Origin of the sequence: Pantoea phytostimulans, from assembly GCF_046118715.1 — a bacterium.
Classification (GTDB): domain Bacteria; phylum Pseudomonadota; class Gammaproteobacteria; order Enterobacterales; family Enterobacteriaceae; genus Pantoea; species Pantoea phytostimulans.
On sequence record NZ_CP173698.1, the window covers coordinates 2,008,937 to 2,033,356 of the forward strand.

Genomic DNA, 24,420 nt, shown 5'->3' on the forward strand with positions numbered 1-24,420 from the left:
CGCTCAATCAGATTCATCGGACAATTTGCTCTGTTCTCGAATCGGTCAAATACACAGAAACGGTCAAATACGGTCATGCTATAGTCATTGCCCCTTTCTCGCTTATAACGTGAGTCGATCATGGACATCGCCGTTAATACCGCCTTTTTCGTGATATCAATCACATTTTATTTGTACGCCCCCTCCAAATTTTCATAAAAACTTAATAAACATCACTTTGCTCTCGCACAGCAAATATTGCCCTGTGGAGTCGTGTCCAGGACACATTTTTGCCGTGCGCCATCCAGTACTTTATTGTCATCGGAGGCCAGCATGTTGCCGATTGAACGCCAGCAGCGAATTATTGATGAATTAACAATTAATGGTCGGGTTATCGTCACCGAATTAGTTTCACTGTGTCATGTTTCGCAGGAAACCATTCGTCGAGATTTAAACCAATTAGAAAAACGCGGCCTGTTACAACGTAGCCATGGCGGTGCAGTACTGCCTAAAAGGCAAGCAGCCAATATTCAGGGAAATATCCGAGCCATAAATGAATATGAATTATCTTTTCGCCAAAGAATAAATGAACACGTCGATGCCAAAATGGCGATTGCCAAACGTGCGCTCGATTTTATCAGCGTGGGAGATTGTTTATTACTCGATAGCAGTACCACCTGTTTTTATTTGGCTCGGCAATTACCCGATATTGAATTAACGGTATTAACCAATTCATTACGTATTGTGCAGACGCTGGCAGCACGCGGCAGTATTCGCACCATTTGCTTAGGCGGGGAATATTCTGACCGCTATGAAGATTTCCACGGCATTGTTGCCGAGCAGCCGTTAAAAGAGTTTCAAATAAACAAGATCTTTTTTTCCTGTAGCAGTTTAGGTAACGACGGTTATTTACGTGAAGGCAATGAACATAACGCGCATTTAAAACAGCAAATGATTCTGGCAGCAGAAAGAAAACATCTGTTGATGGACAGCAGTAAATTTTTACGACCCTCATTCGCGCGTATTTGTCATTATCGCGATGTGGATTTTCTCATTACTGACCAATTAAAAGATAAAGAGCTGGAACAAGAACTGGCGTGGAACGGTGTGAATATTATTGATTGTTCACAACGCTCGCAGTCAATGCAGCTAATAAAAAATTAAACGGAGTCTTTATGAAAAAACATCTTATCGCCTGTTCTCTCATCGCCTTGTTTGCTGTTCAGGCCCAAGCTGCGGACAAATTACGCATGGGCATCGTCGTGAAAATTGGTGGTATTCCCTGGTTTAACGCCATGGAAGCGGGCATTAAAAGCCAGGCGGAAAAAAGTGGCATTGATGCCTGGATGGTTGGCCCAACGGCGGCTGACCCAGCGTTGCAGGTACGTGCAATTGAAGATTTGATTGCGCAGAAAGTCGACATTATTGGTGTGGTACCCAACGATCCGAAAGTACTGGAGCCGGTGCTGCAACGTGCCCGTGACGCCGGAATAAAAGTGATCACGCACGAATCACCAGGTCAGAAGTATGCCAACTGGGATTTCGAGTTGGTTGACGCACCCACGCATGGCATCAACCACATGAAAGCGCTGGCACAGTGTATGCACGAAGAGGGCAAATACGCCATGTACGTCGGCAGCCTGACCGTGCCATTGCATCAGGAATGGACTGACGCTGCGCTGAATTACCAAAAAGAACACTATCCAAAAATGCAGATGGTGACCGACAAGTTTGGTGTGGGCGAATCGCTGGATGACTCAATTCGCACCACCAACGAGCTGATGTCTAAATATCCCGATCTGAAAGGCATCATGGCCTTCGGCTCGCAAGGCCCAATTGGTGCCGGTCGGGCCGTGATGAACCGCAATAAAATCAACCAGGTTTGCGTTATTGGTGCGTTTAGTCCGGGGCAAGGCGCGCAGTTGGTAAATCGCGGTGCGATCAAAGGTGGCTATATCTGGAACCCGGAAACGGCTGGCGAAGTGTTTGTACGGATCGCCGAAATGATGCAGAAAAACCAGCCGATTAAACAGGGTATGACTATCGAAGGCTTGGGCAACGTCAACGTGGATGAAGCTAATCACACCATCATCGGTAACAACACCGAAAGCCTGGACAAAGCCAACCTGCCGAAACTGATCAAACTGGGGCTGTAACCATGGAACGTGTCGAACCACAGACGCTCATCGTCCTCGACAATCTGTCAAAGACGTTTGGCGGTAACCGCGCACTGAGCGATATTTCGCTAACACTACTGGAAGGCGAAGTGCACTGCCTTGCCGGAACCAACGGCTGTGGCAAGAGTACGTTAATCAAAGTCATTTCCGGGGTGCATGCCCCGGACAGTGGCAGCCAGATCCGCCTTGGCAACAGCAGCCAGGGTTTTTCCAGGCTGACATCGCGTCAGGCGCGTGACTTTGGTATCCAGGTGATTTATCAGGATCTGTCACTGTTTCCGAACCTAAGCGTCGCCGAAAACATCGGTTTCGAACACAATCTGCGTGGTCTGTTTGGCTGGCATCGCGCAGGAAAACTGCGTGCCAGCGCACAGCGTATTGTTGAAGAGCTAAATTTCGACCTGAATTTAGATCTAAAAGTGGCGGAGCTTTCCATCGCTCAGCGTCAGCAGGTGGCGATTTGCCGCGCGCTGGTCGCAGATGCCCGATTGGTGATTATGGATGAACCCACCGCGTCGCTGACGCGCACCGAAGTCAACCAGCTGCTGCGCACCGTGCGCTATTTGAAAGAGAAGAACATTTGCGTGGTGTTTGTCAGCCATCGACTCGATGAAGTGCTGGAAATATCCGACCGCGTGACGGTTATCCGAGATGGTCGCAAAATGGGCTGTTGGTCAGCGCGTGATATGACTCCGCACCATCTGACCGAACTCATGACCGGCCTAAAGCTGGATTACTCGTTGAAATCCCCTTCTCACAATCCTGACCGCGTGATGCTCGAAGTCGAGCGGTTAAGCCGCGCCGGGCAATATCACGATGTGAGTTTTCGTCTGTTCGAAGGCGAAGTGTTGGGGTTATGCGGCCTGCTTGGCTCCGGGCGCACTGAACTGGCGCTGTCACTGTTTGGTATGACCAAACCGGACAGCGGTAAAATCTGGCTCGACAGCAAACCAGTACGTTTTCGTGGGCATGAAGATGCCATCAAAGCCGGGATAGGTTACGTATCCGAAGATCGGCTGACACTGGGTTTAGTGCAGCAGCAATCGGTGGCCGACAACATGGTGCTGCCGATCCTCGACAAGCTGCAAAACCGTTTTCACATTATTGACGAATACCGCAAGAACAAGCTGATCTTACAGTGGATTCAGCAGCTCGGCGTACGCGTGACCGATCCCAACCTGGCCATTTCCACCCTTTCTGGCGGTAATCAGCAGAAAATCGTGTTGGCAAAATGGGTGCTGACGCAACCCCGTATTCTGATCCTCGACTCGCCAACCGTTGGCGTAGATGTCGGTGCAAAAGCCAGCATCTATCAATTAATCCACGAACTGGCGCGTGAAGGATTGTCGATCATCCTGATTTCCGACGAAGTACCGGAAGTTTGGTACAACTGCGACCGTATTCTGCACTTTCGCGACGGCACCATTCATGCCGAATATCAACCCGATACCGTTGAACAACAACAGCTGGCGGAGGTGATCAATGCCTGACTTCTCTCGTTTACGCCCACATTCCAGTCAGGGTTGGCTCACTTGGGTGCTGCTGGCATTTATTGTTTTTTTCTCAGTGGCCAGCGACCAGTTTCTCAGCGTGCAAAATTTGTTAGACCTGGCGGAAAGCTACGCCGTAACCGGCATTTTCGCCCTCGGATTGTTTGTTGTCTTGGTCACTGGCGGCATCGATATCTCCTTTGCTGCGGTGGCTTCGGTGGTGCAGTACCTGATCGCCTCCCTGTTTGTGCACTACCAGTTTGATAACGCCCTTTTGAGCATTGTGCTGGCGGTCGTCTGCGGCACGCTGTTTGGCGTGCTCAACGCCTGGCTGATTACCACGCTGCGAGTGGTGTCGATCATTATCACCATCAGTATGCAATCGCTGCTGTTTGGCCTGCTGATGTGGATGACGGGCGGACGCAGTCTGTATGCGCTGCCGGATTGGTGGATCACGTTGCGTAACGTGCTGCCGTTTGAATGGCAGGGTCAAACTTTCCAGGTCGGTTTGCCGCTGATCACCATGCTGGTTATTGCCGCACTCACCGCCGTGATGCTGAACAAAACCCATTTAGGCCGTCAGCTCTATGCGGTGGGTGGTGATGCCGAATCGGCGCGGCGCGTGGGTATTCGGGTTGGCCTGATTCACCTGTTCGCTTACGGCTGGCTGGGTGCAATGGCGGCGATTGGCGGATTGGTACAGGTCTATCGCATGGGTGAAGTGGTACCGAATGCGTTGGTTGGCGGTGAGCTGGATGTACTGGCAGCAACGGTGCTGGGCGGCGCGAGCCTGATGGGCGGCAAAGGCACGGTTAGCGGCACACTGATGGGCGTGTTCCTGATCGCCATCCTAAAAAATGGCCTCAACCTGATTGGCGTCTCTAACTACTTCATGAACATTGTGGTCGGCAGCGTAATCATGGTGGCGATTGCTGTCACTCACTACAAAAAACGCAAAGAAACTGACGTTAGTTTTGTCTGACGGAAGGAGGCGCTATGAAAAGATTTTCTGCATCGTTATCGGCATTGAAACCGGACGGCACCAATATTGGACTGATGTTACTGATCGCGTTTGCACTGGCGCTGTTCAGTATCTTGCTGCCGGGCCGTTTTCTGACTGACTCGACCTTCCTCAGCATGGCGTTTCAGCTGCCGGAGCTGGGCTTGCTGACGCTGGCCATGTTCATCGCCATTTTAAGTGGTGGCCTGAATCTGGCGATTATTACCACCGCTAACCTGACCAGCTTATTTATTGCGTGGGTGCTGTTGAGCATGCTGCCAGAGGGTGCCAGCACAGGTCAGCAACTGTTATGGCTGGCGCTGGCGGTGATTGGCGCGATGATCATCGCCCTTGTGATTGGCGTGATAACTGGCGTGATGGTAACGCGTATTGGCGCTCATCCGATTCTGGTTACGCTCGCCACCATGATGACCATCAACGGCATTGGTATTTGGCTGACCAAAGGTGCAGCGGTAAGCGGTATGCCCGCCGTGGTGCGCGCCTTGGGTTCCAACACCTTGCTGGGCGTGCCGTTGCCGCTGTGGGTATTCCTGATTGCCGCCGCGCTGCTGGCTCTGTTCCTTGGTAAAACCCGTGCAGGTAAATGCATTTACATGGGTGGCAGCAATATCAACGCCACCTGGTTTAGTGGCGTGAATACGCATCGCATGGTGGTGCTGGTGTATGTCATTTCTAGCCTGCTGTGCGTGCTGGCCGGGCTGATCATGATGGCACGCTTCAATTCGGCGCGAATGGGTTACGGCGACGCCTACTTATTGCTGACCGTGCTGGCCATCATCCTCGGCGGCACCGATCCCAATGGCGGATTCGGACGCGTCACCGGCGTGGTGCTGGCACTGGTTGCGCTGCAAATCCTCTCTACCGGCTTCAACTTAATGAACATCAGCCAGCACGTCAGCCTCGCCATGTGGGGAGCGGTGTTAATCGTGGTGCTGGCCTTTAAACAGGGTAAAGCCCGACTCAATGAAAGCCGTGCCGTTAAGCGCAGCAAACTGCTGAGCACGGCGTTAAATCCTCTGACTCACAAAAAGGAAGTATGATGCGTATTCAAATCTCTCCGTCATTGATGTGCATGAATTTAATGGAGATCAAGCAGCAATTGTCTGTGTTGAACTCGCGAGCAGACTTCCTGCACGTTGACATTATGGATGGTCACTACGTAAAAAATATTACGCTGTCGCCGTTTTTCATTGAGCAGATTCGCCCCCATACGCCAGTAGCCATTGATGTGCATTTAATGGTGGAGCATCCCAACGATTTTATCGAAGCCGTGGCCAAAGCCGGGGCAGATTATATTTGCCCACACGCTGAGACCATCAACCGCGACGCGTTTCGGGTGATTAATCACATCCGTAGCCTGGGAAAAAAAGTGGGTATCGTACTGAACCCGGCCACACCGGTTTCGTTTATTCATCACTACATTCATCTGCTCGACAAGATCACCGTGATGACCGTCGATCCGGGCTACGCCGGGCAGCCTTTCATTCCAGAAATGGTGCAAAAAATTCAGGAGCTAAAAGCGCTGAAGCTGGCGCATGGCCATCGCTATTTAATTGAAATTGATGGCTCCTGTAATCAACGCACCTATAGCACTTTGCTGGACGCAGGTGCAGAAGTGCTCATTGTCGGCACATCCGGCCTGTTTACTATTCATGACGATCTCGCTACCGCCTGGACCATGATGCGCGACAGTATCGATACGGCGCAGGGCTTGCAGCAGGAGTCGGCATGAAATCACGCTGGCTTGGCATTGACATTGGCGGCACCAGTACACGCTTGCAGCTGATGGAAGAAGGTCGGGCATGGTCCGGCTTTCGTAAAGTGTCCACCGCCAGCTGGGCGCAACAACCGGATGCGCTCGCCGCGCTGGGCAATGTCATCAGTGAAACCTTAGAACAGCAGCCGGTTAGCGGTGTGATGCTCGGTTTACCCGGCATTCTCAGTCGCGACCGGCAGCAGGTTATTTCACTGCCCTTTATTCAGGCGCTGGATAACCAGCCGGTTGCCGCCATGCTCAGTCACAGGCTAAAGGTTCCAGTGGCAATGGATAAAGACGTTAACCACCTGATGCTATGGGATTTAATGCAGATCGATCCGGTGCCAAACTGCGCGGTAGGTTTGTATCCCGGTACGGGCATGGGTAACAGCTTGTGGCTGGAAGGTCGGTTTTATCACGGTCATCATGGTGGCGCAGGAGAATTGGGGCATGTGCCGTTGTCCGGTAATTCCCTGCCCTGCCCTTGCGGCAACATGGGATGCGCGGAAACCTTAACCTCCGGGCATTGGCTGAGCCGCTGGGCCGCTAAATATGCGGCTGAAACCGACATGTCGCAACTGTTCACCCTACAGGGCGCTCACCCGGATTTGCAGGCGTTTGTGCAACGCTTAGCGGAACTCATTGCTACTGAGATGAATATTCTCGATCCAGAATATTTGATTCTTGGCGGTGGCGTGCTGTCGATGACAGATTTCCCGCTGGCTAGCTTGCGCAGCCGTATTCAGCAACATCTGCGTCCACCGGTAACGCGCGAGGGTCTGAAGATTATTTTCAGCCATGCTACCGATCATACCGGTTGTCGTGGCGCCTGCCTCGCAGCCGAACGGCGCTTCAGGAGTGAAGAATGAAAGGCAAAGTCTGTGTTTTTGGATCGTTCAACCTTGATGTTGTCGCCGGTATGACGCGCTTTCCGCTGCCGGGTGAATCACTGATTGCGCAACACAGCATGATGGGGCCCGGCGGTAAAGGCGCAAATCAGGCCACCGCCGCGTTGCGGGCAGGCGCTCGGGTGCATTACATCGGTAAAGTCGGCAATGATGATTTTGGCACGTTTGCCCGACGCCATCTGGAAAAGACCGGCTTTGATGCGATTACGCTGTTTACGTGTAAAGAAAAACCCACCGGCAATGCGTTGATTTATGTCGCCGGTAACGATGCGGAAAATATGATTTCGGTTTATCCGGGCGCGAATTTAACCGTGTCCGCCGCCGAAGTGACGCGCTGTCAGCCAACGGTAGCCGCGGCAGATATTCTCCTGGTGCAGCTGGAGAATAATCTTAGTGCAATAACCCGCATGATTGATAACGCCCGTGCAGCGAACACGTTCGTCATTCTGAATCCAGCACCGTTTCAGAAGATCAGCGACAGGCTGCTCGCCAAGGTTGATTTACTGACGCCCAACAGCACGGAAGCGACGCTGTTAACAGGCGTGACGATAACCGATATCTCCTGTGCACAACGCGCCGCAGAAATATTGCATCGCAAAGGTGCACGTCAGGTGATCATTACTTTGGGTACCGCCGGCGCGCTGCTTTCTACGGAAAACCAGCAGTTACGTATTCCCCTGTTTCCCGCCACGCCGCAGGACACTACCGGTGCAGGTGATGCATTTAACGGTGCGCTTGCTGCACGTTTGGCGGCGGGCGAATCGCTGGAACAGGCGGCTTTATTTGCGGCGGCGTTTGCTTCGGTGTGCGTAGAGCGCGCAGGCGCGGCACATTCTATGCCGTCCTACGCGGAAGCCTTATCGCGTCTGCACGCGCATCCGGAATGCCAACCTAATCTGCTGGCTGAAGATGTTAAGGCTTAAGCCAGCCCGCAATCTGGGCGTGCTGCAATAGCATGATGGTTTTGCCGTCGCGGATGCGCCCATCTTTCACCATCGCGAGTGCATCAGGGAATGTCATTTCCAGCACATCAATATCTTCATCTTCTACGCCGCCGCCCGCGTTGTCGCGCAGCGAATCATTATATTCAGCGGCAAAGAAATGAATCAGTTCCGTTACGCCACCCGGCGACATATAGCAGGCATAGAGTTTTTCTACCTGGCCCACCGCGTAACCGGTTTCTTCTATCGCCTCTTTACGAATGCAATCTTCCGGCGAATCGTCATCGAGTAATCCTGCGCAGGCTTCAATCAGCATGCCGCTTTCATTACCGTTGATGTAGGTCGCGATGCGAAACTGGCGCGTCAGCACCACACTGTTTTTATCACGGTTGTAGAGCAGAATTGTGGCGCCATTGCCTCGGTCGTAAACTTCGCGTTTGTGGCGCAGCACTTCACCTTTTTTATCGGTGAGTTCATAGGTGAAGTTGCGCAGAACAAACCAGTTCTCAGACAGCAACTTATCTTTGATGATATTGATCTTTAACGACATGAAGTCTCCGCTACGTCTTTAAGGGGAGCCTGACATCATAGGACGGTGCCGTTCAGAAAACTATCTGAAACTGGTGCTGAAAGAGAATTTAGCGCACCGCGAGCGGCGATGCGCTAATGGGGTTAAAAGCCGTTTGGCTGATCTTTCATATCTGGCAAGTGGTGCGCGATGCCTTTGTGACAGTCGATACAGGTTTGCCCGGTTTCTACCGCTTTAGCATGCATTTTCGACGCAACGGTTTTCTGCTGGGTGAAATCCATGTAATCGAAGTTGTGGCAGTTTCGACACTCCTGCGAATTGTTGTTCTTCATCCTGCGCCATTCGTTCTGCGCCAACTTGATACGGTGATCCTCAAACTTCTGTGGGGTATCAATCAGGCCAAAAATCTTGGCATAAACCTCTTTGCTCGCCTGAATTTTACGGATCATTTTCGGGCCCCATTCATGCGGCACGTGGCAATCCGGGCAGGTTGCGCGTACACCGCTGCGGTTGTTGTAATGTACCGTTTGCATATATTCCTGATAAACGTTGTTGCGCATCTCATGACAGCCGATACAGAACTGCTCGCGGTTGGTCAATTCCATGCCGGTATTGAAGCCGCCCCAGAAGAGGATGCCTGCGCCAAAGCCAATCAGCAGTAAAGTGCCAAGCGCAAGACGACTTGGACGTCGCCACCAGCGCCACAGGCGTAAAAGTCGTTGTTTCATCCTCGCCTCACCGGCCAAAACCGGCGGCAGGCCGGAAGCTGTTTTCGACAATCGGCTTGGCATCGGTTTGCGGTACATGGCACTGCAAACAGAAGTAGCGACGCGGCGATACACTGCTGCTTACGCTGCCGTCGCGATCGGTGAAGTGCGTTGGGCTGACACGCGGCGCACCGGTGGTGAGATAACTTTGTGTACCGTGACATTGCAGGCAACGGTTCACATTCTTCGTTACCTGATAACCCTCCACGCTGTGCGGGATCACCGGCGGTTGGTTGACATAGTTTAGTGGCATTCTGCCCTGCTGCTTCGGCTGAAAAATCGCGCCACGGTGCCCAGCGTTAACTTCCGGCGAGGAGGAGAGATCGGCGCTTTCGTTAGCCCAGACTGCGCCGCCCAGTATCAGAGCGGCAAGAGTGATAAAGGTAATGATCGTTTTCATTGCGTCCTGCCTTAAATTTTAACCAGCTTAACGGCGCATTTTTTATAATCGTTCTGTTTTGAGAGCGGATCGGTCGCGTCCAGCGTAATGTTGTTCGCCATCACACCCGCATCAAAAAACGGCATGAAAACCAGCCCCTGCGGCGGTTGGTTACGACCCCGCGTTTCCACATGAGCGAAAGTTTCCCCGCGACGTGAAACCACACGCACCTGCTCGCCACGGCGTAAACCGCGCGATTTCGCATCCAGCGGATGAATGTAAAGCAGCGCTTCCGGCACAGCGCGATGCAACTCCGGCACGCGGCGCGTCATGGTGCCGGTGTGCCAGTGTTCCAGCACGCGACCGGTACAGAACCATAAGTTGTATTCCTCATCCGGCATTTCCGCTGGTGGCTCGTACGGCAGCGCAAAAATCACCGCTTTGCCGTCTGGCTGGCCATAAAAACGCACGCTTTCACCGGTTTTCACGTAGCTGTCGTAACCTTCGCGGTAGCGCCAGCGGGTCTCTTTTCCCTCCACCACGGGCCAGCGCAAGCCACGTGCTTCGTGATAAGCATCGAACGGCGCAAGGTCGTGACCATGACCGCGACCAAAGCTGGCGTACTCTTCAAACAAGCCTTTTTGCAGATAGAAGCCAAACGCACGTGCTTCATCATTCAGGCGATCGTCTGCCACTTCACTCAGCGGAAACCGGTCAACCTGACCATTTGCGTAAAGCACGTCATAAAGTGTTTTGCCACGCAGACTGGGATCCTGCGCCAGCAGTTCTTCCGGCCACACCTCTTCTAACCTGAAGCGTTTAGAGAAATTCACGATCTGCCAGAGATCAGATTTTGCTTCGCCCGGCGCTTTGACCTGCTGATGCCAAAACTGCGTGCGGCGCTCGGCGTTGCCATACGCGCCCTCTTTTTCTACCCACATTGCGGTAGGCAAAATGAGGTCCGCAGATAAGGCGCTGACGGTGGGATAAGGATCGGAGACCACTACGAAGTTTTGCGGATCGCGCCAACCAGGCATGCGATCTTCGGTGAGGTTTGGCCCGGCCTGCATGTTGTTGTTACACATTGACCAATAGGCGTTGAGCTTGCCATCTTTCAGTGCGCGATCTTGCGCCACTGCATGTAAACCGATTTTGGCGGGAATGGTGCCGCTCGGCAGCTTCCACAGCTTTTCAGCCAGCGCCCGGTGCTTATCATTGTTCACCACCATATCAGCGGGCAGCCGATGGGAAAACGTACCCACTTCACGCGCTGTACCGCAGGCGGAGGGCTGGCCGGTCAGCGAGAACGGGCCGGTGCCGGGACGCGAGATTTTACCGGTCAGCAAATGCAGGTTGTAGCAGAGGTTATTTGCCCAGACACCGCGCGTGTGCTGGTTGAAACCCATGGTCCAGTATGAAACCACTTTCACGTTTGGATCGGCATAAAGTTCAGCCAATGCCAGCAGTTGATCCTGCTCCACGCCGCTCATCTGGCTGGCTTTCTCAACGGTATATTCGGAGACGTGTCGGGCAAATTGATCAAAGTTGATCGGCGTTGAATCACCGCTGTCCGGGTTTTTCGCCGTGCTTTGACGTGGATCGCCAGGACGCAAACCGTAGCCAATATCCGTTGCGCCTTTACGTAAGGTGACGTGACGTGCCAGGAAATCTTTGTCGACCCGATTGGTTTGAATGATGTAGTTGGCGATGAAATTCATGATCACCAGATCGGTCTGCGGCGTAAAGACCATCGCATTGTCGGCTAATTCAAAGCTGCGGTGACGGTAAGTTGAAAGCACCGCCACTTTGACGTTTTCATTGCTGAGGCGGCGCGCTGTCAAGCGTGACCAGAGAATCGGATGCATCTCGGCCATGTTTGAGCCCCACAGCACAAAGGCGTCGGCCTGTTCGATATCATCGTAGCAGCCCATTGGCTCATCCATGCCGAAGGTGCGCATAAAACCCACCACCGCTGATGCCATGCAGTGACGCGCGTTAGGATCAAGGTTATTGGTACGAAAACCGGCTTTCATCAATTTAGAGGCGGCATAACCTTCCCATACCGTCCACTGACCTGAGCCGAACATGCCTACCGATTCTGGCCCCTTGGCTTTCAGCGCTGCTTTGAATTTTTCCTCCATGATGTCGAATGCTTGATCCCAGGAAACCGGGGAAAACTCGCCGTTCTTGTCATAACGTCCGTCGATCATGCGCAGCAAAGGCTGTGTCAGACGATCTTTTCCATACATGATCTTGGGCAGGAAATAGCCTTTGATACAGTTCAGACCGCGGTTCACTTCTGCTTGTGGATCGCCTTGCGAGGCCACCACACGCCCATTCTGCGTTCCTACCAGCACGCCGCAGCCGGTGCCACAAAAGCGGCACGGCGCTTTTTCCCAACGAATCGGTTCACCCATGCCAGGCGTGGCTTGCGTCACCGTCGGGATGGTTAAACCGGCGGCCATCGCGGCCGCAGCCGCCGCGTTAGCTTTCATAAAATCACGACGACTTACGCTCATGATGCTTCCTTACTCTGTTCCAGCTCTTCATCCTGCTGGTGATAGACCAGCGAAACGGCTAACACGCCGGGAATCTCTCGCGTTGACTCAATATTTCTCAGCAGGCTGGCGGCATCGGGTGCGCCCAACGTCACGGCCAGCGAGCCTTTCTCTTCTGATGCCGCCGCGATTGCCGCGTCATCCATTGCCAGTAACGCTGACTGCACTGCGGCGATATCCGCCGCGCGCGCCTGAATTACCAGGCCGCAAACATGCCAGCTATTTTCATTACGCATGCGCTAATCCTGTTGCAGAGACCGGGCAAAGCGCGATGCAGGCGCCGCATCCGGTACAGTTTTCGGGGTGAACTTCCGGTTGCGCTACGCCCAACCTGTTGAAGTGGAATGTTATGGCTTGCTGCTCACAACTCTCCTGACAGCTGCGACAGTTCACGCCCTGAAAAGCGATACAGCGCTCATCAATTTTTATTCTGAGTGGCCAAGGCTGAGCATCACGTAAGGTGAATAACGGCTGTGGGCAAGCATCCGCGCAGGCACCGCAAAAGGTGCATTCACCTTGTGAAAAATCTATCTGCGGCTCGCTGCCAGAAAGCAGAACAATAATTTGCGTGTCGCACGCGTCAACACAGCGTGCGCAGCCATCACAGCCGGGTTGATGACGCCACCAAGGCAAAGTGAAACCGTTCGGCGTACTCGTGCGTCGTTGCCCGGTTAAAAATCCCCTGCGTGACAGCGCCATTGCGCCCTCGTCGAATGAATAGTGTGTTGGCGCGTAAAATAGCCTGAGGGTTTACAGGGGTATATCACTCGAAGGGAGTAATTCCTGAAGGTGGATCAAAGGAAGGGGAAGCAGTATGAGGCGAGATCAAAAAAGCCAGCCCGAAGGCTGGCTTTAACGGAGGATCAACGCAAATTAGTGCGAGGATTCATCGGCCAGTTTGCTGGGTTTAACATCATCATCATGGCTGTGCAGATGATCATGTTCGGTCTGAGCGATGGCATTAACGCGCTTGCGCACGCCAAACCAACCGAGCACCAGCACCACAGCAATCAACGGAATTGAGGCGATGGTGTAGGTACCGTTTGGATAATCGAATGCCATTAACACCAGGACGCTGAACAGGAACAGCAGCGTCAGCCACGAGGTAAACGGCGCGCCTGGCAGCTTAAAGCTAACATCATCCGCTTTGCCCTCTTTGATCGCTTTACGCAGGCGCAACTGACACACCACGATAAATGCCCATGAAGAGATGATGCCCAGCGAAGCGATGTTCAGGACAATCTCAAACACCTGCGACGGCACATAATAGTTCAGCACCACGCCAATGATGTAAACGCCAATGGTGACCAAAATGCCGGCGTAAGGGACTTGCTGTCCACTCATCTTTGACATGAATTTTGGCGCCGAGCCGCCCATCGACATAGAGCGCAGAATACGGCCAGTTGAATAGAGGCCCGAGTTCAGACTCGACAGCGCGGCACTCAGCACGACGATATTCATGATGCTACCAATGTAAGGCATACCGAGTTTCGAGAAGAAAGTAACGAACGGGCTTTGACCCGCCTGATACGCATTCCACGGCAGTAATAACACCAGTAAAACAACCGAGCCAACGTAGAACAGGCCAATACGCCAAATCACGCTGTTGATCGCTTTAGGCAGCATGGTCTGTGGATCTTTACATTCGCCAGCGGCCGTTCCGACCAACTCGATAGAAGCGAAGGCAAAAACGACACCCTGAATCAAGACCAATGCAGGCAGCAAGCCGTGCGGGAACATACCGCCATTATCGGTGATCAAATGGAAGCCAGTGGTATTGCCATCCAACGGTTTGCCGGTGCCCAAAAACACCACACCCACCACCAGAAAAACCACGATCGCCAGCACTTTGATCAGTGCAAACCAGAACTCCATTTCAGCGAACCATTTCACACCAATCATATTCATGGTGCCAACAATGGCCAGCGCGCCAAGGGCAAATACCCATTGCGGCACATCACCAAACGCGCCCCAATAATGCATATAAAGCGCCACGGCGGTGATGTCCACGATACCGGTCATTGCCCAGTTAACGAAGTACATCCAGCCAGCCACATATGACGCTTTTTCACCGAGAAATTCGCGTGCGTAAGAGACAAAACTGCCGCTGCTTGGACGGTGTAAAACCAGTTCGCCCAAAGCACGTAAGATAAAGAAAGAGAAGATACCGCAGACTAAGTAGATGATGGCTAACGCCGGGCCAGCCGCTTGTAAACGCGCACCAGCACCGAGAAACAAGCCGGTACCGATGGCACCACCAATCGCAATCATTTGAACGTGACGGTTGCCCATCGCTTTTTGGTAGCCGGTGTCATGAGAGTTCAGCCAGCGTCTTTTCGCAGCGCGCATCTCGGCTGCTGATTTTTTTGTAGATTTCATAGCTTTCCTGTTTGTCCTGACCATCAATCCACGGCAAACCAATCGTTTGCGTTAAACCGTGCGAAATGGGGTATTTTCCTCTGTGCGCCAGCCTGTGAGTGAGAAGAAAGCGGCGCGGGAATTTACGGCGATGAATCCTACCCGTTCTGCGTGAACGAAGCAAAATATACCGCCGGGATGCACAGGTTGAATTGTAAGAAGGGTTTTTAACGCACAAAAAAACCGGCCATTGGCGGGCCGGTAAAAGCTACAGGGATGGAAAGCGGATCGAGATTAACGATAAATTTCTGCGGTGCCGGTCCACAAGCTGGAATCGCCTGGATTATCAACACCGATAACACGGTAATGGCTTGCGCCCATCTCTTCGGCTTTTTGTGAAAGTTGTTCTGTGGCGTCATCCATAGAACCTCTTACACTGGAGACAGAAACGCTGCCTAAACTTTGCATGCCTTGCGCCTGCTCTCGATCAACAGGCGCGGCCGCCAGGGCGGTAAATGAAGCAGAAGCCAGCAGGGCACCGGCCAGAACTGCAGTCAGTTTTTTCATGGGATGCTCCTAAGCAAGATGATTTCGGTTATTACGGTATGAATTATTAGCGCCATAATGAAAGCCAACATGGTCACACTGTAAACTTGTTTAATCTTTAACCACCACCAGGTTTTTAATCCTGGATACTGTCAGTTTAGGTTGTTTTTTGTACAACCTGTAACAGTCTGTCTGAATATTGCGGGGCGTTGCTTGGCGCGGTACGCCGACTCTTTTATAATCCCGCGCTCAAACCAGGGATATTAAGGTGATTGTGAAACGTTCTGTTACTCGCAGTATTGCCCAAGCGCTTACCGCTATCGTTCTGCTATCACTGTTGAGCACTGGCTTGGCCCTGATCACGCTTTCCAGCAGCCTGCGCGACGCGGAAGCCATCAATCTGGCCGGTTCTTTACGTATGCAGAGCTATCGTTTGGCGTGGGACGCCACGCGTGAACCGCAACAGCTCGCGCATCATTTAACTCTTTACCAGCAGACGCTGGACGCACCGGCATTACACAATCTTGATCGCCCTTGGGTACCGCAAGAAGTAATTAATCGCTATCACCGACTGCGCAGCGCCTGGCCGCAGCTGCAACAAAATCTGCAACAGGGTGATGCCAACCTCTATCAACAGCAGGTCGCAATTTACGTCAACGAAATTGATCGTTTCGTGCTGGGATTGCAGCATTACGCTGAAGTGAAGATGCATTTGGTCGCTGTCAGTAGCCTGGTGGGCTTGATCGCCATTGTGGCGCTGGCGTTGATGACGATTCGTTTTACCCGCCAGCAAGTGGTTGGCCCGTTGAACGCACTGGTTACTGCCAGTCGCTACATTGAGAGCGGTAATTTCGCTTTTCCTCCACTGAATGTCGTGCAGGAAAATGAACTCAAGGTGCTGTCGCAAACCTTTAGCGGCATGGCATCACGGTTGCAAACGCATTATCAGCTGTTGCAAAGCACGGTACGGACGAAAACAAGCGATCTAACCGAAGCTAATCGCACCCTTTCGCTGCTGTACAACAGCTCGCAAATGTTGACCGCCAGCCCGCTGCATCCCGCGCTATTTGAAAGTGTGCTAGCGAACGTGCTGGCGAATGAAAAGGTAGAGGCAATTCGGCTGGAAAGTGACAAGTTTTTGTTTTGCGCGGGTGTGAGTCGCAGCGAAAAAGCGTGGCAGCGCGTGCCATTGCAGCAGGACGAGCAGCAAATTGGCGAACTGTGCTGGCAAGCGTCTGATAGCGAACCACCTGAAGCGTTAATGCGCAGCCTGGCGGCCATGTTGGGGCGCGCCATCTGGATTTGGCAAACTCAAAAGCAATATCAACAGATGCTGCTGATTGAGGAGCGCGCCACTATTGCGCGCGAACTGCATGATTCGCTGGCGCAGGGGCTTTCATTTTTACGTATCCAACTTACGCTGTTACGCCGCACCGTGGATAAATCTGATCATGCCGCACATACAATCATCGCAGACTTTGATCGTGCGCTAGCCGATGTTTATCGTCAGCTGCGAGAATTACTGGCGACCTTTCGTCTGACTATCGAACAAGCCGATTTAGTCGCAGCAATGCAGGCGATGATTTTGCCGCTGCAAGAGCAGGTTGATGCGCAAATCAGTTTTGATTATCAGCCGGGATTACAAAGCCTTGATGCACAGCAGCAGGTGCACGTGTTGCAGATTGCGCGCGAAGCAGTCGTGAACGCCATTCGTCATGCTAACGCGAGCAAAATTGCGGTGGAGTATCAGCGAACCGACGAGGGTGAGCATCTGCTGACCATCACCGATGATGGCGTCGGCATTGCCAGCCTCGATGAACCGCCGGGACATTACGGCTTAACCACAATGGCAGAACGGGCTGCACGACTATCGGGCAGCTTAAGCATCAATGCGCAAGCGCAGGGAACACAGGTGGCGTTGCGCTTTTCGCCGCGTCCGCCTCATCCGCTTGAATAGCGAGATAAAAAGCGTAACCGCAAACAGACTGTTCAAGGCACGACAGCGCCTTTTTACCGGGAGTAAACATGCTGACCTTAATGATTGTGGATGATCATCCGCTCATGCGCCGTGGCATCCGCCAACTGCTGACGCTTGAGCCTCGGCTGGAAGTGGTAGCCGAAGCAAATAACGGCACCGAAGCGCTGGCCGAAGCGCGTCGCCTGACACCCGATGTCATCCTGCTCGACCTGAACATGAAAGGCATGTCGGGGCTGGATACCTTAAAAGCGCTGCGCCATGAAGGGATTTCATCACGTATTTTGGTGCTCACCGTTTCGGATGCCCGTAGCGATATTTACGCCATGGTGGATGCGGGTGCTGATGGTTATCTGCTGAAGGATAGCGATCCCGACATGTTGCTTAGTCAGATTATGCAGGCGGCGCAGGGGCAAAAAGTTTTCAGTGAAGCGGTTGAAAATTATCTCGCTACGCGTCAATACAGTGCCAATCCGTTTCGCCAGCTGACAGAACGTGAACTTGATGTGTTGCAGGAAGTGGCGCGCGGATTATCAAACAAAGAAATCGCTACCACCCTGCATATTTCTGAAGAAACAGTGAAAGTACATATCCGCAATATGCTGCGCAAACTTGATGTGCGCTCACGCGTTGCGGCTACTGTGATGTGGCTGGAGAGCAGAAATAATTAACCTACCGGGCTGTTTTACACTTTCTCCACAATTTCTCCACGATTTACCATAATGTCGCACGTAGAGTAGGTTACGGCAGGAAATCGTGGATGATAGCGTTTCCCTCCCCCCTGCTTCGCGTCCTTTTCATTAAGGAACCGTTTTTTATAATAATGACGATACGCTGCTAAGGAGTGTCGATTCGATGTCGAATTTTTTCATCGACCGTCCCATTTTTGCCTGGGTTCTGGCGATTTTGTTGTGTCTTTGTGGCACGTTGTCCATCATTTCACTTCCTATTGAGCAATACCCCGATCTGGCTCCTCCTAACGTTCGTATCACGGCTAACTATCCCGGCGCATCCGCAGAAACGCTGGAAAACACCGTGACGCAGGTGATTGAGCAAAACATGACAGGCATCGATAACCTGATGTACATGTCATCCAACAGCAGCAACACCGGCCAGGCACAAATCACGCTGACGTTTACCGCCGGGACCGATCCTGATGAAGCCCGCCAGCAGGTGCAAAACCAGCTGCAATCTGCGTTACGTAAACTGCCGCAAGCCGTTCAATCGCAGGGCGTTACCGTCAATAAAACCGGTGACAGCAATATATTGATGGTCGCTTTCGTCTCAACCGATGGCAGCATGGACAAGCAGGATATTGCAGATTATGTCGCCAGTAACATTCAGGACCCGCTGAGTCGTATTGACGGTGTGGGTCAGGTAGATGCTTACGGCTCACAATATGCGATGCGCATTTGGCTTGATCCCAATAAATTAATTGCCTATTCCCTGACGACAGATGATGTTGTTAGCGCCATCGAATCGCAGAATGCCCAGGTTGCCGTGGGCCAGGTCGGCGGTTTACCGGCGGTGGATAAACAAGCCCTGAACGCCACGGTGAATGCGCAATCAATGCTGCAAACGCCCGCGCAATTCAAAGCGATCACGTTGAAGAATAATCCTGATGGTTCAGTCGTCACGCTGGGCGATGTTGCAAGCGTCGCGTTGGGCGCGGAGAAGTACGATTACCTCAGCCGTTACAACGGCCAACAAGCTTCTGGCCTGGGCGTTAAGCTCGCTTCCGGTGCCAATGAGATGAATACCGACAAGCTGGTGCGTGCGCGTATTGAAGAACTGTCGCACTATTTTCCTCATGGGCTTGAAGCCAAGATCGCTTATGAAACCACCCCGTTTGTCAAAGCCTCGATCACAGACGTAGTAAAAACGCTGCTTGAAGCGATCGTGCTGGTGTTCGCGGTGATGTACCTGTTTATGCAGAATTTTCGTGCCACCTTGATTCCCACCATCGCCGTGCCGGTGGTGCTGTTTGGCACATTCAGCGTGTTATACATCTGTGGGTTCAGTATCAACACATTAACCATGTTTGCCATGGTGCTGGCGATTGGTCTGTTGGTGGATGATGCCATCGTCGTCGTGGAAAACGTTGAGCGCATCATGAGCGAGGAAGGCTTATCGCCGCGGGCCGCCACGCGAAAATCGATGGGGCAAATACAGGGCGCGCTGGTCGGTATTGCTCTGGTGCTGTCGGCGGTGTTTGTGCCGATGGCTTTCTTTGGCGGCACCGTAGGCGCGATCTATCGTCAGTTCTCGATCACTATCGTGTCAGCGATGGTGCTGTCGGTTTTGGTGGCAATTATCCTCACACCGGCACTCTGTGCCACGTTACTGAAGCCAATAGCGCAAGGCGAAACCCATGAACGCCGTGGCTTCTTCGGCTGGTTCAATCGTCACTTCAACACCAATGCTGAGCGTTACGAACGTGGCGTGGCCCGCATCCTGATGAAAGGCGGCCGCTGGTTAGTGTTATACCTGGGCATTATTGGCGTGATGGCGTTTCTGTTTATTAAATTACCGACCTCGTTTTTACCGCTGGAAGATCGCGGCGTCTTCCTGACGCAGGTGCAATTACCCGCGGGTTCAACTTTGCAGCAAACCGCTAACGTGGTGGCCCAGGTTGAGAACTACTACATGACGCAAGAAAAAGAGAATGTGTTGTCGGTGTTTTCAACCATCGGTGCAGGTCCCGGCGGAAATGGTCAAAACGTTGCGCGTCTGTTTGTCCGTCTAAAAGATTGGGAAGCGCGTCCGGGCGCCGATCGCACCTCATTCGCTATCATTGAGCGCGCCACTGCCGCATTCCAGAAAATCAAGGAAGGTCGCGTGATAGCCAGTAGCCCTCCAGCGATTACCGGTATGGGCAGCTCATCAGGCTTTGACATGCAGTTGCAAGATCATGCAGGTGCCGGACATAGCCAGTTAATGGCCATGCGCGACAAATTGCTGGAGATGGCGGGTAGCGACAAATTGCTTTCGCGCGTACGTCACAATGGTTTGGATGACAGCCCGCAGCTGCAAATTGATGTAGACGAGCGTAAAGCTCAGGCGCTGGGTGTTTCAATCGATACGATTAATGACACGCTGACCACCGCGTGGGGTTCAACCTATGTTAATGACTTCCTTGATCGCGGTCGCGTTAAGAAAGTCTATGTGCAGGCCGCACCTGAATTCCGCATGCTGCCCGGTGATATTAACAAATGGTATGTACGCAATAGCAGTGGGCGCATGGTGCCCTTCTCTGCTTTTGCCACCAGCCGCTGGGAAACCGGCTCACCGCGACTTGAACGCTACAACGGCTATTCCTCGCTGGAGATAGTCGGCGAAGCGGCTTCTGGCGTCAGCAGCGGTGCGGCAATGGACCAGATGGAAAAGCTGGTGAATGCGCTGCCGCTGGGCGTTGGCTTTCAGTGGACTGGCGCATCCTATCAGGAACGCTTGTCCGGTTCGCAAGCGCCAGCGCTGTATGCCATTTCTCTGTTGGTGGTGTTCTTGTGTCTGGCGGCGCTGTATGAAAGCTGGTCGATACCTTTCTCGGTCATGCTGGTGGTGCCGCTTGGTGTGGTGGGTGCGTTAATCGCGACCTGGATGCGCGGGTTGGAGAATGACGTTTACTTCCAGGTCGGATTATTAACTGTGATTGGCTTATCGGCCAAGAATGCCATTCTGATTATTGAGTTCGCTAATGAGATGAACAGCAAAGGCCGAGAGCTGATTGAAGCGACGCTGGAAGCCTCGCGGCAGCGCCTGCGTCCTATTTTGATGACCTCGCTGGCGTTTATTTTTGGCGTGCTGCCAATGGCAATCAGTTCAGGTGCGGGTTCCGGTAGTCAGCACGCGGTCGGCACAGGCGTGATGGGCGGGATGATCTCAGCCACAGTGCTAGCGATATTTTTTGTCCCGCTGTTTTTTGTGGTGGTGCGTCGCCGTTTTCCGGCGCGTGATAAACCGCATGATTAACGTCTGGCCAGCGTAAAGCGGCATCGTGAAGTAAATTCGAGACAGAACTCAGCGAGCAAGATCAATGTGACCTGAGTTGTGTCATGAAAAAACAAAGGCAGCCATTATCATGGCTGCCTTTTTATGTGTGTAGTCAGAATTTCAGCAAGGGGGGAAATACCCTGCTTTTTTCATCACGTGTTACTTGTGGCGTAACATCGCTTCGATAAATTCTTTCCAGTTCCCCATTTCTGTATCAATCATAAAAACCTCTCTTATTGTGCTGATAATTTTACGCCTGTTTTTTCTTCAAGTGAATACGTTTACACCTGTTATCACTATCGGCAGAGGCGAATAAAAGCTTTACTTTGCTGGATATGATTGCTGACGCACATTTCAGCAACTTATTAAGGCGACAGGATTTATTTATTTTTAACCCAGCGGTAGCATAAATTTTGTACATGAGGAAATTCTTAGAATGATAATGATGAAGTAAGTAACAATTTAGGACGATATTGAAACCGCTTTCGCAGGGTTAGTTAAGCTTTGTTTTCCCTTCTCTAACAGAGGTCAGATGCCGCATAGGATCACACTATGTTAAACTCGCGCTTTACTTTTATGACAGGAACCAGCGATGACAGCGCATTGGACGATGTTTGGAATAAAAAATTGCGACACGATTAAAAAAGCCCGCCGCTTTTTAGAGGCTGCCAGCATCGACTATCGTTTTCATGATTACCGCGCAGATGGCCTGAACGATGAGCAGTTACAGCAGTTTATTGACACGCTGGGGTATCAAGAGCTCCTGAACACGCGCGGCACGACCTGGCGTAAGTTACCGGAAGCCGAACGTGAAGCGATCACGGATGCTGATAGCGCCAAAGCGTTGATGCTGGCGCAACCCGCCATTATCAAGCGTCCATTGTTACGCGCGCCAGAGGGTTCGCTACTGCTCGGCTTTAACGAAACTACTTACCAGAACTTTATCCAGGAGAAGTCATAATATGTTTTGTCCGGTCATTGAGCTGACACAGCAGCTTATCCGTCGTCCTTCTCTCAGCCCAGATGATGCCGGATGTCAGGCGCTGCTGATTGCGCGCCTGGAAGCGATTGGTTTTCATATCGAAACCATGAACATTGATGACACCCTGAACTTTTGGGCGACGCGTGGACAAGGCGAAACGCTGGCGTTTGCCGGCCACACCGATATCGTTCCGCCGGGTGATGCGAACCGTTGGATTAATCCTCCTTTTGAACCTACTATTCGTGACGGCATGCTGTTTGGACGCGGCGCAGCAGACATGAAAGGCTCGCTGGCCGCAATGGTGGTGGCGGCTGAACGTTTCGTCGCCGCGCATCCGCAGCATAAAGGGCGCCTGGCGTTTCTGATTACTTCCGATGAAGAAGCCAGCGCGGCCAACGGCACGGTGAAAGTGGTTGAACGCTTGATGGCACGTAACGAACGCCTGGATTATTGTCTGGTTGGCGAGCCGTCCAGCACTGAAGTCGTGGGTGATGTGGTTAAAAATGGTCGTCGCGGTTCGATTACCGCCAACCTCACCGTTCACGGTGTTCAAGGCCATGTGGCGTATCCGCACCTGGCGGATAACCCGGTACACCGCGCCCTGCCTGCACTCGCTGAACTGGCGGCCGTGGAATGGGATCGCGGTAACGAATTTTTCCCGCCAACCAGCATGCAGATTGCCAATGTGCAGGCCGGAACCGGCAGTAACAATGTGATCCCTGGCGAGCTGTTTGTGCAGTTTAACTTCCGCTTCAGCACAGAATCGACCGACGTGACGATTCGCCAGCGCGTCGCCGAACTGCTGGATCGCCATCAGCTGCGTTACACCATTGAGTGGAAATTATCAGGCCAACCGTTTCTGACCTCACGCGGCAAATTGGTCGATGCCGTGGTCAACGCAATAGCGCACTATAATGAGATTAAGCCGCAACTGTTAACCACCGGTGGAACCTCGGATGGTCGTTTCATCGCCCGCATGGGCGCGCAGGTGGTTGAGCTGGGCCCGGTAAATGCCACAATTCATAAAATTAACGAGTGCGTGAAGGCGTCCGACCTACAAATGTTGAGCCGAATGTACCAGCGCATCATGGAACAATTGATCGCCTGATCGCGATCGTAAGGAGTGGGGAAATGGAGTTTATTAAAGATTACTGGTGGATCTTAGTGATCCTGCTGATGGTCGGCGTGCTGATGAACGTCTATAAAGATCTGAAGCGCATTGATCATAAGAAATTTATGGATAACAAACCGGACCTGCCGCCGCATCGTGATTTCAACGATAAATGGGACGACGACGACTGGCCCAAGAAAAAGTGATTCAACAGCCCTCGCCAACGCGAGGGCTGTTTCACATCATCATGATGACATCATCATCACCCGGTTTCGCCCCACTTAACGCTTCATCAAAATAGCGCTTCGGTACGGTATAACGCAGATGATTTAATGCCAGCTGCATACTGCGATCGTCAATGGCATGCGCCAAATCCTCCACAATATCCAGAGTGACATCGCCACCCAACGCGGTCAGAGACTGCGCCGCTTTTTCAGCATGTTGCACTGGAATGACGTCGTCATCTTCTCCATGAATCAAATGAATCGTGGTGCGGGTGCTGGCCTTTTCCGGCAGGCTCGTAAAACGCCCACTGAAGATAACCGCGCGCCCCGCTAAATCGGTATGGGCTTTCACGCCTTCCAGCACCATGCTGCCGCCCTGCGAAAAACCGATCAGCGCCGTTGCTTCCGCGCGTACGCCGCTTTCCTGCTGCCAATGACGAACCGAATCCACAAATTGCGGCAGTGCGGCATTCACTCGCTGCTGCTCGCTTTGATCGTGGGTTGGCGCTTCAGCGAACCATTGACGACTCAAGCCTGGCGAACCTACCGATACGACCAAGGCTTCCGGGAACGTTCGGGCAAACCAGTTGCCGATTTCACCCATCGCATCAGGATTGTCGCCAACGCCGTGATAAAGCAAAAAGAGTTGTGCAGCCTTAACCGGCTGCTGAACGATAACGTATTGCAATGCCATATTGACCTCCTTCATTTACTTTACGCCGCGGC

Annotated in this window: 24 protein-coding genes; 14 read left to right on the top strand and 10 right to left on the bottom strand. The window is 52.5% G+C overall.

Annotated elements, in window-relative coordinates:
• Window positions 1-312: 312 nt before the first annotated feature.
• Genes ACF2G4_RS09320 through ACF2G4_RS09355 form a run of 8 tightly spaced genes read left to right on the top strand, consistent with a single transcriptional unit; the run spans window position 313 to window position 8,254 of the window.
• Entirely contained in the window at window positions 313-1,143 is an 831-nt protein-coding gene (locus ACF2G4_RS09320; protein ID WP_243077442.1) for a DeoR/GlpR family DNA-binding transcription regulator, read from the top strand.
• A gap of 11 nt (window positions 1,144-1,154) precedes the next feature.
• Entirely contained in the window at window positions 1,155-2,135 is a 981-nt protein-coding gene (locus tag ACF2G4_RS09325; protein WP_243077441.1) for a substrate-binding domain-containing protein, read from the top strand.
• Window positions 2,136-2,137: 2 nt separating this feature from the next.
• On the top strand, window positions 2,138-3,646 hold the full coding sequence (locus ACF2G4_RS09330; RefSeq protein WP_215845940.1) for a sugar ABC transporter ATP-binding protein: 1,509 nt from the start codon (window positions 2,138-2,140) through the stop codon (window positions 3,644-3,646).
• Entirely contained in the window at window positions 3,639-4,628 is a 990-nt protein-coding gene (locus ACF2G4_RS09335; protein WP_243077439.1) for an ABC transporter permease, read from the top strand. The genes ACF2G4_RS09330 and ACF2G4_RS09335 overlap by 8 nt, the downstream gene beginning before the upstream one ends.
• Before the next feature lie 14 nt (window positions 4,629-4,642).
• On the top strand, window positions 4,643-5,707 hold the full coding sequence (locus ACF2G4_RS09340) for an ABC transporter permease (protein ID WP_243077438.1): 1,065 nt from the start codon (window positions 4,643-4,645) through the stop codon (window positions 5,705-5,707).
• Window positions 5,707-6,399 carry a D-allulose 6-phosphate 3-epimerase gene (alsE, locus tag ACF2G4_RS09345; protein WP_243077437.1) on the top strand — a complete coding sequence of 231 codons (693 nt, stop codon included), beginning with the start codon at window positions 5,707-5,709 and terminating at the stop codon, window positions 6,397-6,399. Before ACF2G4_RS09340 ends, alsE begins: the two co-directional genes overlap by 1 nt.
• Entirely contained in the window at window positions 6,396-7,292 is an 897-nt protein-coding gene (gene alsK / locus ACF2G4_RS09350) for an allose kinase (RefSeq protein ID WP_409074720.1), read from the top strand. Before alsE ends, alsK begins: the two co-directional genes overlap by 4 nt.
• A complete protein-coding gene (locus tag ACF2G4_RS09355) occupies window positions 7,289-8,254 on the top strand; it encodes a ribokinase (protein ID WP_409074721.1) in 966 nt (321 codons plus the stop codon). The genes alsK and ACF2G4_RS09355 overlap by 4 nt, the downstream gene beginning before the upstream one ends.
• Here ACF2G4_RS09355 and nudK read toward each other — a convergent pair.
• From nudK to ACF2G4_RS09395, 8 genes are all read right to left on the bottom strand, one after another.
• Complete coding sequence (gene nudK, locus ACF2G4_RS09360) at window positions 8,244-8,822, bottom strand: GDP-mannose pyrophosphatase NudK (protein ID WP_215845934.1); 579 nt, start codon at window positions 8,820-8,822, stop codon at window positions 8,244-8,246. The two genes, ACF2G4_RS09355 and nudK, sit on opposite strands and share 11 nt — an antisense overlap.
• Window positions 8,823-8,944: 122 nt before the next feature.
• Complete coding sequence (gene napC / locus ACF2G4_RS09365; protein ID WP_215845933.1) at window positions 8,945-9,529, bottom strand: cytochrome c-type protein NapC; 585 nt, start codon at window positions 9,527-9,529, stop codon at window positions 8,945-8,947.
• A 7-nt stretch (window positions 9,530-9,536) separates the two neighbouring features.
• Window positions 9,537-9,968 carry a nitrate reductase cytochrome c-type subunit gene (napB, locus tag ACF2G4_RS09370; RefSeq protein WP_243077434.1) on the bottom strand — a complete coding sequence of 144 codons (432 nt, stop codon included), beginning with the start codon at window positions 9,966-9,968 and terminating at the stop codon, window positions 9,537-9,539.
• Between the two features lie 11 nt (window positions 9,969-9,979).
• On the bottom strand, window positions 9,980-12,466 hold the full coding sequence (gene napA, locus ACF2G4_RS09375) for a nitrate reductase catalytic subunit NapA (RefSeq protein WP_409074722.1): 2,487 nt from the start codon (window positions 12,464-12,466) through the stop codon (window positions 9,980-9,982).
• Window positions 12,463-12,741: a chaperone NapD gene (locus ACF2G4_RS09380; RefSeq protein ID WP_215845928.1), complete on the bottom strand. Its 279-nt coding sequence runs from the start codon at window positions 12,739-12,741 to the stop codon at window positions 12,463-12,465. Before ACF2G4_RS09380 ends, napA begins: the two co-directional genes overlap by 4 nt.
• Window positions 12,734-13,204 carry a ferredoxin-type protein NapF gene (gene napF, locus ACF2G4_RS09385; protein WP_409074723.1) on the bottom strand — a complete coding sequence of 157 codons (471 nt, stop codon included), beginning with the start codon at window positions 13,202-13,204 and terminating at the stop codon, window positions 12,734-12,736. The genes ACF2G4_RS09380 and napF overlap by 8 nt, the downstream gene beginning before the upstream one ends.
• Before the next feature lie 174 nt (window positions 13,205-13,378).
• Window positions 13,379-14,884, bottom strand: a complete 1,506-nt coding sequence (gene ansP, locus ACF2G4_RS09390; RefSeq protein WP_243077431.1) for an L-asparagine permease — start codon at window positions 14,882-14,884, stop codon at window positions 13,379-13,381.
• Window positions 14,885-15,157: 273 nt separating this feature from the next.
• Window positions 15,158-15,430 carry a YdgH/BhsA/McbA-like domain containing protein gene (locus ACF2G4_RS09395; protein ID WP_409074724.1) on the bottom strand — a complete coding sequence of 91 codons (273 nt, stop codon included), beginning with the start codon at window positions 15,428-15,430 and terminating at the stop codon, window positions 15,158-15,160.
• A gap of 247 nt (window positions 15,431-15,677) precedes the next feature.
• Between ACF2G4_RS09395 and narQ the strand changes: the two genes are divergently transcribed.
• The 3 genes from narQ (at window position 15,678) to acrD (ending at window position 21,356) form a co-directional block, all read left to right on the top strand.
• Window positions 15,678-17,366 carry a nitrate/nitrite two-component system sensor histidine kinase NarQ gene (gene narQ / locus ACF2G4_RS09400; RefSeq protein WP_409074725.1) on the top strand — a complete coding sequence of 563 codons (1,689 nt, stop codon included), beginning with the start codon at window positions 15,678-15,680 and terminating at the stop codon, window positions 17,364-17,366.
• Window positions 17,367-17,434: 68 nt separating this feature from the next.
• On the top strand, window positions 17,435-18,055 hold the full coding sequence (locus ACF2G4_RS09405) for a response regulator (RefSeq protein WP_215845921.1): 621 nt from the start codon (window positions 17,435-17,437) through the stop codon (window positions 18,053-18,055).
• A 184-nt stretch (window positions 18,056-18,239) separates the two neighbouring features.
• On the top strand, window positions 18,240-21,356 hold the full coding sequence (gene acrD, locus ACF2G4_RS09410; RefSeq protein ID WP_215845919.1) for a multidrug efflux RND transporter permease AcrD: 3,117 nt from the start codon (window positions 18,240-18,242) through the stop codon (window positions 21,354-21,356).
• A 180-nt stretch (window positions 21,357-21,536) separates the two neighbouring features.
• Here acrD and ypfM read toward each other — a convergent pair whose 3' ends face one another.
• The gene (gene ypfM / locus ACF2G4_RS09415; RefSeq protein ID WP_215848231.1) at window positions 21,537-21,599 is read right to left on the bottom strand and encodes a protein YpfM; all 63 of its coding nucleotides are present in this window, start codon (window positions 21,597-21,599) and stop codon (window positions 21,537-21,539) included.
• Between the two features lie 370 nt (window positions 21,600-21,969).
• On the opposite strand from ypfM, the gene ACF2G4_RS09420 reads away from it, so the two are divergent.
• Genes ACF2G4_RS09420 through ACF2G4_RS09430 form a run of 3 tightly spaced genes read left to right on the top strand, consistent with a single transcriptional unit; the run spans window position 21,970 to window position 23,676 of the window.
• Window positions 21,970-22,338 (top strand): ArsC family reductase, encoded by a 369-nt coding sequence (locus ACF2G4_RS09420; RefSeq protein WP_215845917.1) that lies wholly within the window; start codon window positions 21,970-21,972, stop codon window positions 22,336-22,338.
• Between the two features lies 1 nt (window position 22,339).
• Window positions 22,340-23,467 (top strand): succinyl-diaminopimelate desuccinylase, encoded by a 1,128-nt coding sequence (gene dapE / locus ACF2G4_RS09425; RefSeq protein ID WP_409074726.1) that lies wholly within the window; start codon window positions 22,340-22,342, stop codon window positions 23,465-23,467.
• A 23-nt stretch (window positions 23,468-23,490) separates the two neighbouring features.
• Window positions 23,491-23,676, top strand: coding sequence for a YpfN family protein (locus ACF2G4_RS09430; RefSeq protein ID WP_047715355.1), 186 nt, complete (start codon window positions 23,491-23,493; stop codon window positions 23,674-23,676).
• 31 nt (window positions 23,677-23,707) lie between these two features.
• Here ACF2G4_RS09430 and ypfH read toward each other — a convergent pair whose 3' ends face one another.
• Window positions 23,708-24,388 carry an esterase gene (gene ypfH / locus ACF2G4_RS09435; RefSeq protein WP_409074727.1) on the bottom strand — a complete coding sequence of 227 codons (681 nt, stop codon included), beginning with the start codon at window positions 24,386-24,388 and terminating at the stop codon, window positions 23,708-23,710.
• Window positions 24,389-24,420 lie beyond the last annotated feature (32 nt).